Below are 13,499 nucleotides of genomic sequence, written 5' to 3'. Positions count from 1 at the left end.
CGCCTTTTCAGAGCCCGGAGCTCAGGATGCGCGCCAGGGCCTCGGTCTGCGCCGCCATCCTCTCGTAGTCGAGCTTCTCGGGCGTGTCGCTGTACTCGTGGTAGTTCGAGTTGCGGAAGAAGGCCGTGTCCGAGAGCATGAGAGCCGGACAGCCCGCGTACCAAAAATTGAGCTGGTCGGAGATGACCATAGTGGAGAAGATGAACGGCAAGGTCGCGGGCAAGCAGGAGCACGCGGCCATCCTCTTTCCAGGCTCGGGCAAAGGCCCGGCCCAGGCCCAGGCTGCGCAGGTTCCCGGCCAAGCCCACGAAATCCCCCCGGTCCGGGTAGAAGAGCTGGAGGAAGGGCGGGAAGAGCTGCGCCCCAGGCTTGGGGTTGAAATAGCCCACCATCTCCAGGTTGATCATCCCCCGTGTCCGCACGCCGCTGTCCTTGAGGTCGTCCGCGTAGCGCAGGCTGCCCATGTCCCGCGTCCCGAAGGCCGGCGGCTCCTCCGCGTCGAAGGCGACGAACCGGACCGCGCGGCCGGAGTAGGGCCGCTCGCGCAGCAGCCGGGCGGTCTCCAGCAGCACGGCGACGCCGCTGGCGTTGTCGTCCGCGCCCGGCGTGCCCGGAGCCGAGTCGTAGTGGCGGTGGAGGAGCTCATGGCGCGCCAACTGGTCCAAGAGGGCGGCGAAGGCGCCGTTCAAGACCACCACGCCGCAGATGATTCCCGCGCCTGCGGCATCGGAAGTTCCGCAGGTGCCGGCCGGACGGATTTCCTTACGGCCGCGCCCGGAGGCAAGTTTATGGCCGCATGGTATCATCCCGGGCGGCGGCGCAGGCAGTCCGGGGTCAGTCCGGCCGCGCCGCGTTATGATAAGATAGGCGCAGCGCTTTTTTCTGGAGGGAACGTGGGAGACAAGAAGGGGCTTTTCATCGGATTGGCCGTGGCGGCCTGCGTGGTCGTGGGCGGCGCGCTGTTCTGGCAGCGCTCCCGCAGCGCGCCGGCTCCGCAGGCCGCGGCGCCGGCCGCTCCGGCCCCGGCGGCACCGGCCGCCGCGCCCCAGGCGCCGCTGGTCATCCCCGCGCCGCCGGTCATCGACCTGGCGCACAGCGACGACGTGTTCCGCGAGAAGGCGAAGATGCTCTCCTCCCTGCCCAAGTTCGCGGCTTGGCTGAAGACCGAGGACCTGGTGCGCCGCCTGGCCGCCGCGGTGTTCTGCGTCGCGGACGGGACCAGCCCGCGGGACAGCCTGGGATTCTGGTCGCCGGGGAAGAAGTTCAAGGTCAAGAAAGTCAAGGGCGCGCTCTTCATCGATCCCAAGAGCTACGCCCGCTACGACCTGGTGGCCGGCGTGGTCGCTTCCGTCGACGCCCAGGCCGCGGCCGCCCTGATCAAGGAGATGACCCCTTACTTCCAGGCCGCCTCCAAGGAGCTCAGCGCTCCCCCGCGCGATTTCCAGGCCACTGTGGTCAAGGCCATCGAGTCGCTGCTCAAGACGCCGGTGGTGGAACGGGACATCCCTCTGCGGGAGAAGGTGATATCCTTCTCCATCGCGCCGCTCCCCGACGTCCAGCTCGAGGACCTGAACGCGGCCCAAAAGCACCTGCTGCGCATGGGCCCCAAGAACACGGTCAAGATCCAAGCCAAGCTGCGCGACATCGCCCTGGCTTTGGGCGTGCCGCCGGATCAGCTCCCGCGGCAGAAGATCTACACGGCGAAGTAGGACCCTGCGGAGACAGGGCATGGTCTTCTGGTCAGCGGCCGCCCTGCTTCTGGCGGCCGTCTGGGGCCTGCGGCGCCTGCTGCGCATCGCCGCGGTCGGGGCCGGCTACAAGGCCAAGGTCCTGGGCTCGGCCGTGTTCGTGTCGGGCCGCAGACCCGAGGCGGTGCTACGCGAGGACGTGTCCGTCGACAAGTACCGCATCATGCGGGTCTTCCGCGCCGAGGTGGACCGGCAGCGGCGCGAGGTCACGACGTCGCTCTTCGGCCTCTGCGGCCGCCGCGCCGTGTTCCGGCCCGGCCTGGGAGTCACTCTGACCAAGGCCGCGCAGGCGCTCAGGCTCGAGCCGGCCTCTCTTCCAGAGGCCGGGCCTCTGCCGAGGGGCGACTGGCCGGGGGGAGAGCCCGCGCAGCCGGTGACCGGGCCGGGGCCCCTGGCGCGGGTCCTGGAGCGGCAGTTCAGCGAGCCTTCGCCCCGGCGTCTGCGCCGCACCCGGGCCGCGCTCGTGGTCCAAGGCGGACGTCTCCTGGCCGAGCGCTACGCCCCCGGCTTCGGCCCGGACATGCCGCTGTGCGGCTGGTCCATGACCAAGGCCGTGCTGAGCGCTTTGGCCGGCATCCTCGTGGGCGAGAAGCGCCTGGCCCTGGAAGGCGGGAGCCTCCTGCCTCAGTGGAGCGGCCCCGGCGACCCCCGCTCGAGGATCACGCTCGACGATCTTCTGCGCATGCGCAGCGGGCTGGCCTTCGCCGAGGTCTACAGCGACCCGCTCTCGGACGTGACGCGGATGCTCTTCTCCGGAGGGGCGGCGGCGGAGTTCGCCGCGGCCAAGCGCCTGCGCGCGGCGCCCGGCGCGGTCTGGGCCTACGCGAGCGGGACCACCAACGTCCTCTCGCGGGTCGTGCGCAACGCGTTCGCGCGCCAGGAGGACTACCTGGCCTTCCCGCGGCAAGCGCTCTTCGAGCCCCTGGGCATGAGCAGCGCGCTCATCGAGCCGGACGCGGCGGGCGACCTGGTGGGTTCGTCGTTCATGTACGCGACGGCCCGGGACTGGGCGCGCTTCGGCCTGCTCTACGCCCAGGACGGGCTCTGGAACGGCCGCCGGGTCCTGCCCGAAGGCTGGGTCGCCTACAGCCGGACTCCCACGCCGCAGTCGCCGGACGGACGCTACGGCGCGCACTGGTGGCTCAAGCTCTCCCGGGATTTCGGGGGGGAGACCGATGCCGCCAAGCGCCTCCCGGCGGACGCCTTCCACGCGCTGGGCCACGAGGGCCAGGTCGTCACCGTGATACCGTCTCTGAAGCTGGTGGCGGTGCGCCTGGGGCTGTCGGTCTACGTGGATGCCTGGGACCGCGCCGCCTTCCTGGCGGAACTCCTCGACGCGCTCTAGCCTTTATTCCCTATTCTTCGGCGCAGCGAGGAACTTCCGGAGTCCTGACATCTGGCCCTGGCTCTTCGGATCGAGGGTCATGCCGGCGCCGTCGAAGAGGTAGCGCAGGCTGAAGCTGCGTTTCTCGCCGGACCCGTTATCTCCCTCGCAAATCTCCGAGCCCGACTCATCGTCATTGGGCTGGCGCTTGGAGCCTTGGATCTCCAGCAGGACGGCGCGCTCGGGCTGAGCGACGTCTTTCCCGAGACCCAGCGTCCAATCCCAGCAGAGGTCATCGCTCATGCCGCTGGTCAGGCCGGTGATCTTCCCGCCCAGCCCTTTGAGCAGGTTCTCCCGGCTCAAGGTCTGACCCTTGAATCGCACGAGTTCCACCCCAGTGCCCGAACGGCCGCCATTGTATACATCGGTCTGGGAGCAGACCAGAGGGCCCGCCCCGTCCTTGCCTGCGAGCTGCACGCACTTGGAAGGCATGAAGGAGACGAAGTATCCCAGCCGCTGCCAGCCCCGGTCGGTCCGTTCCAAAAGGACGGTCCCGCCGAGATCCGCCGCATGAGGCTCGCAGCCGTCCATGACCGCCAGGGCCTGCGGCTTGGGCGCGGTGAAGGCTCCGCGGTCGATCCGTCTCAGGACGAAGCTGTCTTTGCTGCCCTGGTCTTTCCCGAACGTCGTGTAGGCCGGGCAGGCTTTGCAGATGGACTTCCCTTTATCGTCCTGCGCCGGCTTGGCGCCGCAGACCGCGCTCATCACGGCCTCTTGATCCGCACCGGGAATCACAGGGGGCTGGACCGACCCGGCCGACGCGGCGGTCCCGCTGAGGCATAAGGCCAGAACGACTGCCAAGCGATGAGTGGGCATACCCTACCAGGAGCTCTTGAGCGGCCCGACGGCGGCTTCGACCGCATCGAGGACCTCGCAGCGCCCGACCGCGGCCATCATGTTGTTGTGGTCGGTGAACAGCGGCCGGTCCACGTCGAGGTGCGCGACGACCTTGCGCACCGCGGCCTTGGCCGCCTGCGTGCCCTTGCCGGGCGAGAACTCGCGGAAGTCGAGGGCTTGGGCCGCGGCGATGAGCTCGATGCCCAGCACGCCGTTGGCATTGTCCAGGATCTGCCGGGTCTTGAGGGCCCCGTTCATGCCCATGCTCACGAAGTCCTCCTGGTCGGCCGCGGCCGGGATGGACTGGATGCAGGAGGGCGTGCTCAGGATGCGCTGCTCCACGATCAAGGTGTCGGCCGTGTACTGGCTGAGCATGAGCCCGGAGAACATCCCCGCGCCCTTGGTGAGGAAGGCGGGAAGCTTCACGCTCAGGGCGGGGTTCAGGAGGCGGTTGAGGCGCCTCTCGGAGAGGACGCTGACCATGGTGACGCCGGCTCCGAGCATGTCCAACGGCATGCTGACGGGGGTGCCTTGGAAGTTGGCTCCGGTGAGGACCGTGTCGCTCTCGGGCAGGAAGATGGGGTTGTCGGCCACGCCGTTGAGTTCGATCTCAAGCTGCCTGCGGGTGTGGGCGATGTGGTCGCGGCAGGCGCCGATGACCTGGGGCGAGGAGCGCATGGAGTAGGCGTCCTGGACCTTGACCTTGAGCTTGCCCGTGACCAGGTCGGAGCCCGTGATGACGGAGCGGATGTTGGCGGCGCAGGTCACGGCCCCCGGGAAGCCGCGCAGCTCGTGCAGGCGGGTGTCGTAGGGCCGCATGTTGGCCATGAGGGCTTCCAGGCTCATGGCGCAGGCGATCTCGGCCTGCTTCACCCAGCGCTCCGCGTCGTAGAGGGCCAGGCAGCCGATGCCGGTGATGAGGTTGGAGCCGTTGATGGAGGCCAGGCCGTCGCGGGCTTGCAGGCCCGGGACCGGGATGCCGGCCTTGGCGAAGGCGTCCTTGGAGGGCATGCGCTGGCCCTGGTAGAAGCTCTCGCCCTCGCCCATGAGGCTGAGCGCGGCCTGGCTCATGGGGGAGAGGTCGCCGCAGGCGCCCACGCTGCCTTTCTCGCACACCACGGGGGTCACGCCCTGGTTGAGCATCGCGACGTAGGTCTGCGTGATCTCGGGCCGGCAGCCGGAGTGGCCGTGGCAGTGGACGGCGATGCGGGAGAGCAGAGCCGCCCGGACGTGCTCGATGGGCGCGGGCTTGCCGATGCCGGCCGCGTGGTTGTAGATGAGGTAGCGCTGGAACTGCTGGACCTGATCGTCGTTGAGGACCACCTCGGAGAACTCGCCGATGCCGGTGTTGACCCCGTACATGATCTCGCGCGCCTGGATCTTCTTCTCCAGCATGCCGCGGCACTTCTTGATCCGCTCCACGGCTTCGGCCGAGAGCTCGACCGGCTCGCCGTGGCGCGCGACGCGCACGACGTCCTCGATGGTGAGGGAACGGCTGCCTATCTTGATGGCCATGGCTGGCTCCTTCTATGAAAATCGGCAAGGGCGCCGGGCGCCCTGAAGATTATTACCATTTTCGACCGCGGCCGCGCCAACGCGGGGAGCGAGAGGCCGCGCTGGAGGCTGCCGTCAGCCGGCGGCAAACCATCATATGCTATAATGTTCATATAAGCAATATTTCATATTTGCATATGACCAAAAATCAGGAAGCGACTCCCGGGCACGCTCGCGGCGATAGCGAAAAGCAGGCCCCGAGATTCAGCCCGAACTCGATCATCCTGCCGCTCAAGTCTGCGACGCTGCGGGACGCCCTCGATGAACTCGTGCCCAAAGCTCTGCACGGCGCCGGCGACATCATCCTCAGAAGCGCGAAGATCGCCGAGAGCCTCAAGAAAGGGCTCGATCTTCGCTCCGTCGAGTACCATCCAGGATTGGCCTTCCTCCACCACCGGCTCAGAGAATCCGTAGGGCAACGCGTGGCGCTGGGGATCTCCCCGGTCGGACTGCAACCGGAGGGGGACATCGAGAACCGCATCTTCGTCGTCGCGCTGTTCTTGAGGCCCATCCGTGAGCCGGGTTACGACATCCCGCTGTGGGCCAGAAGGACCATGTGCAACGACAAGACGATCTACCAACTGAGGACAGCCCCGGACGCAGACACAGTCCTTAAGGTGCTGGGCGCACCATGATCCGAAGACACGGAACAGGAGGGATCGACATGCCAGTGGAATATGTGTGCGCCGTGAATAATGGCCACAGGGAATCCTGCGGTGCGCCGCAGACGCCGCCGCCGCAATGCTGCGGCAAGCCCATGGTGCTGGCGCGATGTTCCGTGAAACCTGCTGCGGTCCAACCGTCGACATCCCATCAGCCGAAGGCCGTGACGCCGAAGAGTTGATCCCCGACCAGGAGGAACCTCATATGCCGGAGTACGAATGTGCCGTGGCCAAGGTCCACAAGAGGTTGTACGGGCAGGCGCAGAGCTCCGCGCCGGTCTGTTGCGGCAAGCCCATGATGCTTAAGCCCGGCGCGCCGCAGGCGGCGACGGCGAGCAATCCCCAAGCGCCGCGGACGCACGAGGCCGCCACGGTTCCCCAGCCGGGGAAGGATTGGTGGCAACTCTGGAAATAGCCGCCGCCGTCTTTTTTTGCCTGCTGTTTCAAACCGCGGGCGCAGGGGAGAGACAAGGCTCGCAAGCCCAACCCGCCGCGATCCAGCAGTCCGCCGGGGTCAGGCAGGCGCAGAAAGCCGCCACCAGGACCAAGCTGTTCGGGACGGTGCGCTCGGTCGACGCGGAGAACCGGAAGCTCGTAGTCAGAACCGAAACGGGGAAGACCAGGAGATTCGCTCTGTCCGCCGGGACCCAACTGGACAAGGGGAGCAATCACAAGGGAATCACGCTCGCCGATTTCAAATCGGGAGACCCCATAAGCATCATCATGGAAGGCAGGAAGGTCCGCGCCATTCACGTGTTCCTGGCTCCGAAATAGAGCGCCGCCCTCTTCCTCCTCAAAAAGCCCGCTCCGGATTATTGACGCGGAGAGTCAGCCCCCGCTGGCTGCTCTTGGGGTAGGCCGTTTCGGTCAGGTAGTCATACTATATGGTCCGCTGGAAAAGCCGATTTGCTAAACTGACCACGTCCTCAATGGCTCGCCCAAACATCCTGGTCGTCGTAGGAACCCGCCCCGAAGTCGTCAAGATGGTTCCGGTCGTGGCCGCGCTGCGGTCCTCCCCGCGCCTGCGCGCGACGGTCGTCGGCACGGCGCAGCACCGCGGGCTCATGGACCAGATGATCGAGACCTTCGGGCTCAAGCTCGATTACGACCTCGACCTCATGCGCCGCGACCAGACGCCCGCCCAGGTCCTCTCTCGGAGCATCGAACGTCTGGCGCCGGTGCTGCGCCGGGAGAAACCGGCGCTCGTTCTCGTCCAGGGCGACACCACGACCGCGCTCGGCGCCGCGCTCTGTTCGTTCTATCAGCGCGTGCCGGTCGGACACGTCGAGGCCGGGCTGCGCTCCTTCGACCTGACGCGGCCGTTCCCCGAGGAAGGCAACCGCGTCTTGATCGACCGCGTGGCCGATCTCATGTTCGCGCCGACGCGCGGGAGCCGCGCCAACCTGCTAGCGGAAGGCTTGCCCGCGCGCAAGATCCACGTCACGGGAAACACCGTGGTCGACGCCGTACAGTGGCTGCTCAAGCGCAAGCCGGCCGACTTTCCGGCGCCTCTCGAGCGGTTCCTGGCCTGCGACGGCCCGAAGGTCCTCATGACGATGCACCGGCGCGAGAGCTTCGGCGCGCCCGTGCGCGAGGTGTTCGCCGCCGTCAGGCAGCTGCTGAGCGAGCAGCCGCGGCTGCGCTTGATCTATCCGGTCCACCCGAACCCGAACGTGCGCAGCCCGGCCGAGAAGCACCTAGCCCACCCGCGCATCCTACTGACGCCGCCGATGAGCTATCCGGTCTTCATCCACACGGCCAAAGCCTGCGATCTGATCTTGAGCGACTCGGGCGGCGTGCAGGAGGAGGCGCCGAGCTTGGGCGTGCCCGTCGTGATCCTGCGCGAGGTCACTGAGCGTCCCGAGGTGCTGCGCACGGGCTTGGCGGCCTTGGCCGGCACGGATCAGGCCAGGATCGTGCGGACCGCGCGCCGCTTCCTCGCGCAAGGCCGGCGCCGTGCGGTCCGCAACCCGTTCGGCGACGGCCGCGCCGGGCTGCGCATCGTCAAGCACATCCTGGATTTCCTTGATTAGCACTTTGATCAGCGCTGTCCTGCTGACCGCGGCGCTGGCAGCCCGCGGTGCCGGCCCGGCGCCCGCGCCGCAGCTGGCCGCCGGGCCCTCCGTGCTCATCCTCTACGAGGGGCCGGAGCGGGATTCCAACCCCGCGCGCATCGACGCACGATACGTGGCCAACCTGCTCGGCCATTTCACGACGCGGCGCACCCTGCGCACGCTCGAGCAGTACCGCGAGGGCGACTGGAAGGCCTACGCCGCCGTCTTCAGCATCGTCTACCGCAAGCACTACCAGGTCCCCGACGCGCTGCTGCGCGACGCGCCGCGCAGCGACCGCCCGTTCTGCTGGCTCGGCAACCAGCACGGGCAGCTCGACCGCTACGGCGCGCTGCGCCGGCACGGGCTGGCCTACGTGCGCTTCTTCGAGAACGCGCCGTTGAGCCAGGTCGTCTACAAAGGCCGCATGCTCGACAAGGGCGATCCCGACACCAACATCGTGCGCGTCGTCGACCCGCGCCAGGCCCGTGTCGTGGCCTGGGCCACCGGCCGCACGTCGCTGCGGGTCCCCTACATCGTGCAGAGCGGGCGCTTCTGGCTCGTGGCCGACTCGCCGTTCTCCTACGCCAGCGAGGGCGACCGGTATCTGGCTTTCGCCGACGTCCTGCACGACATCCTGGGCATCGACCACGCCGAGGACCACCGCGCGATCCTGCGCATCGAGGACATCAACGCGCTCTCCCGTCCCGCGCAGCTCGCCGCGACCTTGGAGGTGATCCGGCGCCACAAGATCCCGTTCGCTTTCGGCTTCGTGCCGACCTACGTCAATCCCACGGAGCGGCTGTATCTGCGCCTGGCCGACATGCCGGAAGTCCTCGCCCAGCTCCAGAGATACGTGCGGCAGGGCGGCGCGCCGATCCTGCACGGCTACACGCACCAGCGCCGCGGCGTTACGACCGACGACTACGAGTTCTGGGACGACTTCGCCGACCGCCCCGTGCGCGACGACTCTGACGCGTTCGTGGCCCACCGCCTCGAGCACGCGCTGCGCGAGTCCGCGCTGGCCGGCCTCTATCCGATCGCCTGGGAGACGCCGCATTACGCGGCCTCCCAGGTCGACTACCGCGTGATGCGGCGCTATTTCGACACGGTGTTCGAGCGACGTCTCGTCGTCAACGCGCTGGGCACCGACCAGCTGTTCCCGTACCCGGTGGTCGACCTCTACGGGCAGTACGTGATCCCCGAGGACCTCTCCTACGTCCCGCGGGACAACCCGACGCCCGACGCCATCCTCAAGGCGGCCGACGCGGCCTGGGTCGTGCGCGACGGCTATGCCAGCTTCTTCTACCATCCGTTCCTCAAGCCCGCGCTGCTGGACGCCTTGATCGGAGGCATCGAGCAGCGCGGCTTCCGCTTCTTCGACTTGCGCCGCCTGCCCAACATGACGCACGGGGCCGGAGAGGTCGTCGCCACGCGCGGGGGCACGGCCGAGGTCTCCGGCAGCGGCGGCTACCTCGTCGAGCGCGTCTTCGGCGGCGACGGGGAGCTGGTCCGGCAGAAGGTCTCGAGAGTGGCCGAGTCCGGCACGCTCCGCCGTGAAGTCGAGCTCTTGCCGGGGCAGACCTACGTCGCGCTGCGCCAGGAGACGACGCCGCCCAGCCTGCTGGGGCGGCTGGTGCGGCTGGCCAAGGGAGACTTCACCGGCCTGCAGCGCCGCTGGGAGTCGGTGGTGGCCGGCCGCGTCGCGCAGGAGCCGGTCCAGACCGTGCTGCTCTGGAACCCCAAAGCGCGCGGCGAGCAGGCCAAGGACCAGGAGAGCTTCCGCTCCACGCTCGACAGCGCGGGCTTCACCGTCGAAAAGCTCGAGCTCTCGCGGCTGACGCAGGAGACGGAGGGCTTCGACCAGTTCACGCTGCTGGTCGTGCCGTCGGCTTCCGCCCGGGCGCTGTCGGCGGAGCAGGCCGAGCGCATCGCGCGGACCGTCAAGGGCGGCATCACGCTCGTGACCGACGGCGAGAGTCCGCTGTCGCGGGCGCTCGGCGTGCGCTTGGGCGAGGCCTCCGTGGTGAACTCCGTCACCAGCCGCGTTTTCGCCAACGAGGAGAACCGCTGGGCCGACCACCCGGCCGTGCCCTGGGTAGCGCAGCCGGAGGTGGAGGACGACAGCGTCTATTACGCCGACCGCGACCTCGGCCATCCGCTGGTCGTCGGCGGAGAGCTCGGCCAGGGCCGCTTCCTGTATTTCGCGCCGCTCTACGACCCGCTGACCGGCGGCGGCTACGGCCGCTTCCCGGGGCTGCCGTACCTGCTGATCAGCGAGTTCCATGTCCGGCCCATGGTCAAGCGCCGAGGCGCCGATGCGTATTTCGACCCGGGCTATCGCAACAGCATCAGCATCGAGCGCCTGGTCCCGCTCTGGCGGCGCTCGGGCATCCGCGCGGTGCACGCCGCGGCCTGGCACTTCTACGATAAGTACAGCTACGATTACGCGCGGCTCATCCGCGTCGCGCACCAGAACGGCATCCTCGTGTACGCCTGGCTGGAGTGGCCCCACATCAGCGACTACTTCTGGAACCGCCATCCGGAGTGGCGGGAGAAGACCGCGCGGCTGACCGACGCCCATCTGGGCTGGCGCTTCCTCATGGACCTCCAGAACCCGCAGTGCCTGAAAGCGGCCCTGGACGACCTCAAGCGCTTCCTGCTCGCCAACGACTGGGACGGCGTCGACGTGGCTGAGCTCGCTTTCGAGTCGCAGGGGCCCGCGCACCCGGAGTCGTTCACGCCGTTCTCCGCGCCGGCGCGCGCCGGCTTCCAGAAGCAGAGCGGGTTCGACCCGATCGAGCTGTTCGACGCCGCCTCGCCGCACCATTGGGCCAAGGACGGCGCCGGGCTCAAGGCTTTCTACGACTACCGCCGCTTCGAGAACCGGCGGCAGCTGCGCGCGGTCCTGGGAGCCGTCGACGAGGTGAGCCGCGGTCGGGGCCGCTCCTGGGAGACGATCGTCACCCTCATCGACGTCTTCGGCCATCCGGAGCTGTCGGACGAGCTCGGCATCGACGGCTCCGGCACGATCGCGGCGGTCAACCTCCACCAGGCCGCTCTGCAGGTCGAGGACCCAGCCCGGGATTGGTCCAAGCCGCCCGAACGCTACGCGGCGCTCGGCGCGCGCTACCGCGGCTTGGGCTTGAAGCGGCAGTTCTTGATCGACATCAACGTCCTGCCCGTCCATCCCCCGGGACAGGTCGGATTCGCGACGGCGCAGCAGACCGGCTCCGAGCTGCTGCGCCTGTGGCAGGTGGCGGCCGGGCAGACGCCGAGGGTCTGCCTCTACTCCGAATCGAGCGTGTCCGAGCAGGACTGGGACATCCTGCCGTACGCGATGGCCGAGAAGGCCGGCGTGCGCAAGGACGGCTCGGCCTGGGTCATCCAGGCGCCGTACACGGTGACCCTCGAGCTCGACGACCGCACCTCCAAACTCTGGCTCGACGGAAAGCCCTGGCCCGCCTCGGACAAAGGCGAGATTTTGATCCCGTCCGGCGAGCATCGGCTGACGCTGGCCGGCTCCAGGCGCTCCTGGTTCGACACCAGCGAACTCGAGACGCGGCTTCTGTCGATCTCGGGAGAGCTCCTGGACGCGCGGCCGCGCGGCCGCGGACTCGAGGTGGAATATTCGTCTCCGGGCCGCTGCGCGATGCTGTTCAACAACCCCTTCTCCCGGGTGCTGATCGACGGGAAGCCGGCCGCCCTCCCCATCCTGCGCGGGGACAGCGGCTACACCGTGGTGGCGCCGCCCGGCCAGCACCGCCTGACCGGCGTCAGCGAGGCGACCTTGGGCTATGCCGTGCGCTACACGAGCCTGATCCTGGCCTCGCTGATCGTCCTGTTCGGCCTGGTCTCGAGCGGCCTGCTGGCCCTCTTGTTCGCGCTGACGACGCTCAAACGGCGCCTGCAGGCCCTGCGCCGCTGGCTGCGCAAGGGGGCCGCCGCATGATCGAGAACGGGGCGGGCATCATCGCCGAGCTGGTCTTCCTGGCGACCGTGGCGCTGATCTGGACCATGCTCGTCTACCAGTTCGTGCTGACCATGGCCGGCTACCTTTACAGCCGCGACGCCGCGCGCGAGAGACGGCGGCTCGACGCCTCGCACCCGGACCTGCCCGGCGTGTCCCTGCTGATCCCGGCGCACAACGAGGAGCTCGTGATCGAGCGCACGGTCGAGACGCTCCTGGCGTCCGACTATCCGCAGGACCAGCTCGAGCTCATCCTGCTCGACGACGCTTCGACCGACGGCACGGCGGCGATCCTCGACCGGCTGGCCGAGCGTCATTCGCGCCTGCGCGTCGTCCACGTGCCGGCAAGCGAAGGGGGGAAAGGCAAGGCGGCCGTGCTCAACCGGGGCCTGAAGCTGGCGCGGCACGCCCTGATCGGCGTCTACGACGCCGACAATCAGCCGGAGCCGGCGGCCCTGCGCTACCTGGCGGCGCAGTTCGAGCTCGAGCCGGGCCTGGGCGCCGCGCTGGGCAAGTTCCGCACGCTCAACCGCAAGAAGAACCTGCTCACCCGCTTCATCAACATCGAAGGCCTGAGCTTCCAATGGATCGTGCAGGCCGGCCGCTGGAAGCTGCTCAAGATCGCCACGCTGCCGGGCACCAACTTCATCGTGCGCAGGGACGTGCTCGACGAGGTCGGCGGCTGGGACGAGGAGGCTTTGACCGAGGATGCCGAGCTGTCGCTGCGCATCCTGGAGGCGGGGCACCGCATCAAGTTCGTGCCCTACTCGACGACCTGGGAGCAGGAGCCCGAGGACCTGCGCACGTGGTTCAAGCAGCGCACACGCTGGGCGCGCGGCACCTTCTATCTGATGCACAAATTCTTCTTGAGCGTGGGCAAGGCCAAGAACAAGGCGCTGGCTTTCGAGATGTTCTACTTCCTGGCGCTCTACTACGTGTTCCTCGCCGCGATCGTCGTCTCGGCGCTGCTGTTCGCGCTGTCGGCGACCAACCTGGTCTCGATCCCCGTGCCGGGTCCGTACCTCGAGGTCTGGCTCGCCGCCTACTGCCTTTTCGCCGCGGAGATCATGCTGATGATCTCGCGCGAGCCCCACGAGGACTCGCCCGCGAACATGTTGTACTGCATGGCGATGTACTTCACCTATTGCCAGCTCTGGCCGCTGGTCGTGGCCAACGCCTTCTACCTCGAGTACGTCAAGAAAGAGCGCCGCGCTTGGGTCAAGACGCGGCGCTACGCGCAGTCCTAAAGACGAGGGATGCTCATCGCGGCATCGGCGCCTAGCTCGATACGCA

11 protein-coding genes are annotated in these 13,499 nt (G+C 68.1%); 8 read left to right on the top strand and 3 right to left on the bottom strand.

Features of this window, described 5'->3' with window-relative positions; translation table 11 throughout:
* Positions 1-7: 7 nt before the first annotated feature.
* Positions 8-190, bottom strand: coding sequence for a M28 family peptidase (locus NTY77_02740; GenBank protein MCX5794399.1), 183 nt, complete (start codon positions 188-190; stop codon positions 8-10).
* On the opposite strand from NTY77_02740, the gene NTY77_02735 reads away from it, so the two are divergent.
* Together NTY77_02735 and NTY77_02730 are read left to right on the top strand one after the other, a co-directional pair.
* Positions 183-1,709 (top strand): DUF3014 domain-containing protein, encoded by a 1,527-nt coding sequence (locus NTY77_02735; GenBank protein MCX5794398.1) that lies wholly within the window; start codon positions 183-185, stop codon positions 1,707-1,709. The two genes, NTY77_02740 and NTY77_02735, sit on opposite strands and share 8 nt — an antisense overlap.
* 19 nt (positions 1,710-1,728) lie before the next feature.
* Positions 1,729-3,093, top strand: a complete 1,365-nt coding sequence (locus NTY77_02730; GenBank protein MCX5794397.1) for a serine hydrolase — start codon at positions 1,729-1,731, stop codon at positions 3,091-3,093.
* 3 nt (positions 3,094-3,096) lie between these two features.
* Here the strand turns inward: NTY77_02730 and NTY77_02725 are convergent, their stop codons facing one another.
* Positions 3,097-3,837, bottom strand: coding sequence for a hypothetical protein (locus NTY77_02725; GenBank protein ID MCX5794396.1), 741 nt, complete (start codon positions 3,835-3,837; stop codon positions 3,097-3,099).
* A gap of 114 nt (positions 3,838-3,951) precedes the next feature.
* Positions 3,952-5,484 carry an aromatic amino acid ammonia-lyase gene (locus tag NTY77_02720; protein ID MCX5794395.1) on the bottom strand — a complete coding sequence of 511 codons (1,533 nt, stop codon included), beginning with the start codon at positions 5,482-5,484 and terminating at the stop codon, positions 3,952-3,954.
* 176 nt (positions 5,485-5,660) lie between these two features.
* Here NTY77_02720 and NTY77_02715 point away from each other — a divergent pair, with 176 nt between their 5' ends.
* The 6 genes from NTY77_02715 to NTY77_02690 all read left to right on the top strand — a co-directional run bounded on the left by NTY77_02715 (position 5,661) and on the right by NTY77_02690 (position 13,453).
* Positions 5,661-6,158 (top strand): hypothetical protein, encoded by a 498-nt coding sequence (locus tag NTY77_02715; GenBank protein ID MCX5794394.1) that lies wholly within the window; start codon positions 5,661-5,663, stop codon positions 6,156-6,158.
* A 232-nt stretch (positions 6,159-6,390) separates the two neighbouring features.
* Positions 6,391-6,600, top strand: coding sequence for a hypothetical protein (locus tag NTY77_02710; GenBank protein ID MCX5794393.1), 210 nt, complete (start codon positions 6,391-6,393; stop codon positions 6,598-6,600).
* A complete protein-coding gene (locus NTY77_02705) occupies positions 6,582-6,959 on the top strand; it encodes a hypothetical protein (GenBank protein MCX5794392.1) in 378 nt (125 codons plus the stop codon). The genes NTY77_02710 and NTY77_02705 overlap by 19 nt, the downstream gene beginning before the upstream one ends.
* Before the next feature lie 155 nt (positions 6,960-7,114).
* Entirely contained in the window at positions 7,115-8,218 is a 1,104-nt protein-coding gene (wecB, locus tag NTY77_02700; GenBank protein ID MCX5794391.1) for a UDP-N-acetylglucosamine 2-epimerase (non-hydrolyzing), read from the top strand.
* Positions 8,211-12,188, top strand: coding sequence for a polysaccharide deacetylase family protein (locus tag NTY77_02695; protein MCX5794390.1), 3,978 nt, complete (start codon positions 8,211-8,213; stop codon positions 12,186-12,188). The genes wecB and NTY77_02695 overlap by 8 nt, the downstream gene beginning before the upstream one ends.
* Entirely contained in the window at positions 12,185-13,453 is a 1,269-nt protein-coding gene (locus NTY77_02690; protein MCX5794389.1) for a glycosyltransferase, read from the top strand. The genes NTY77_02695 and NTY77_02690 overlap by 4 nt, the downstream gene beginning before the upstream one ends.
* Positions 13,454-13,499: the final 46 nt, after the last annotated feature.

The organism is Elusimicrobiota bacterium (assembly GCA_026388095.1).
Lineage (GTDB): Bacteria > Elusimicrobiota > Elusimicrobia > UBA1565 > UBA9628 > UBA9628.
This window is presented reverse-complemented; position numbering and strand designations above follow the sequence as displayed.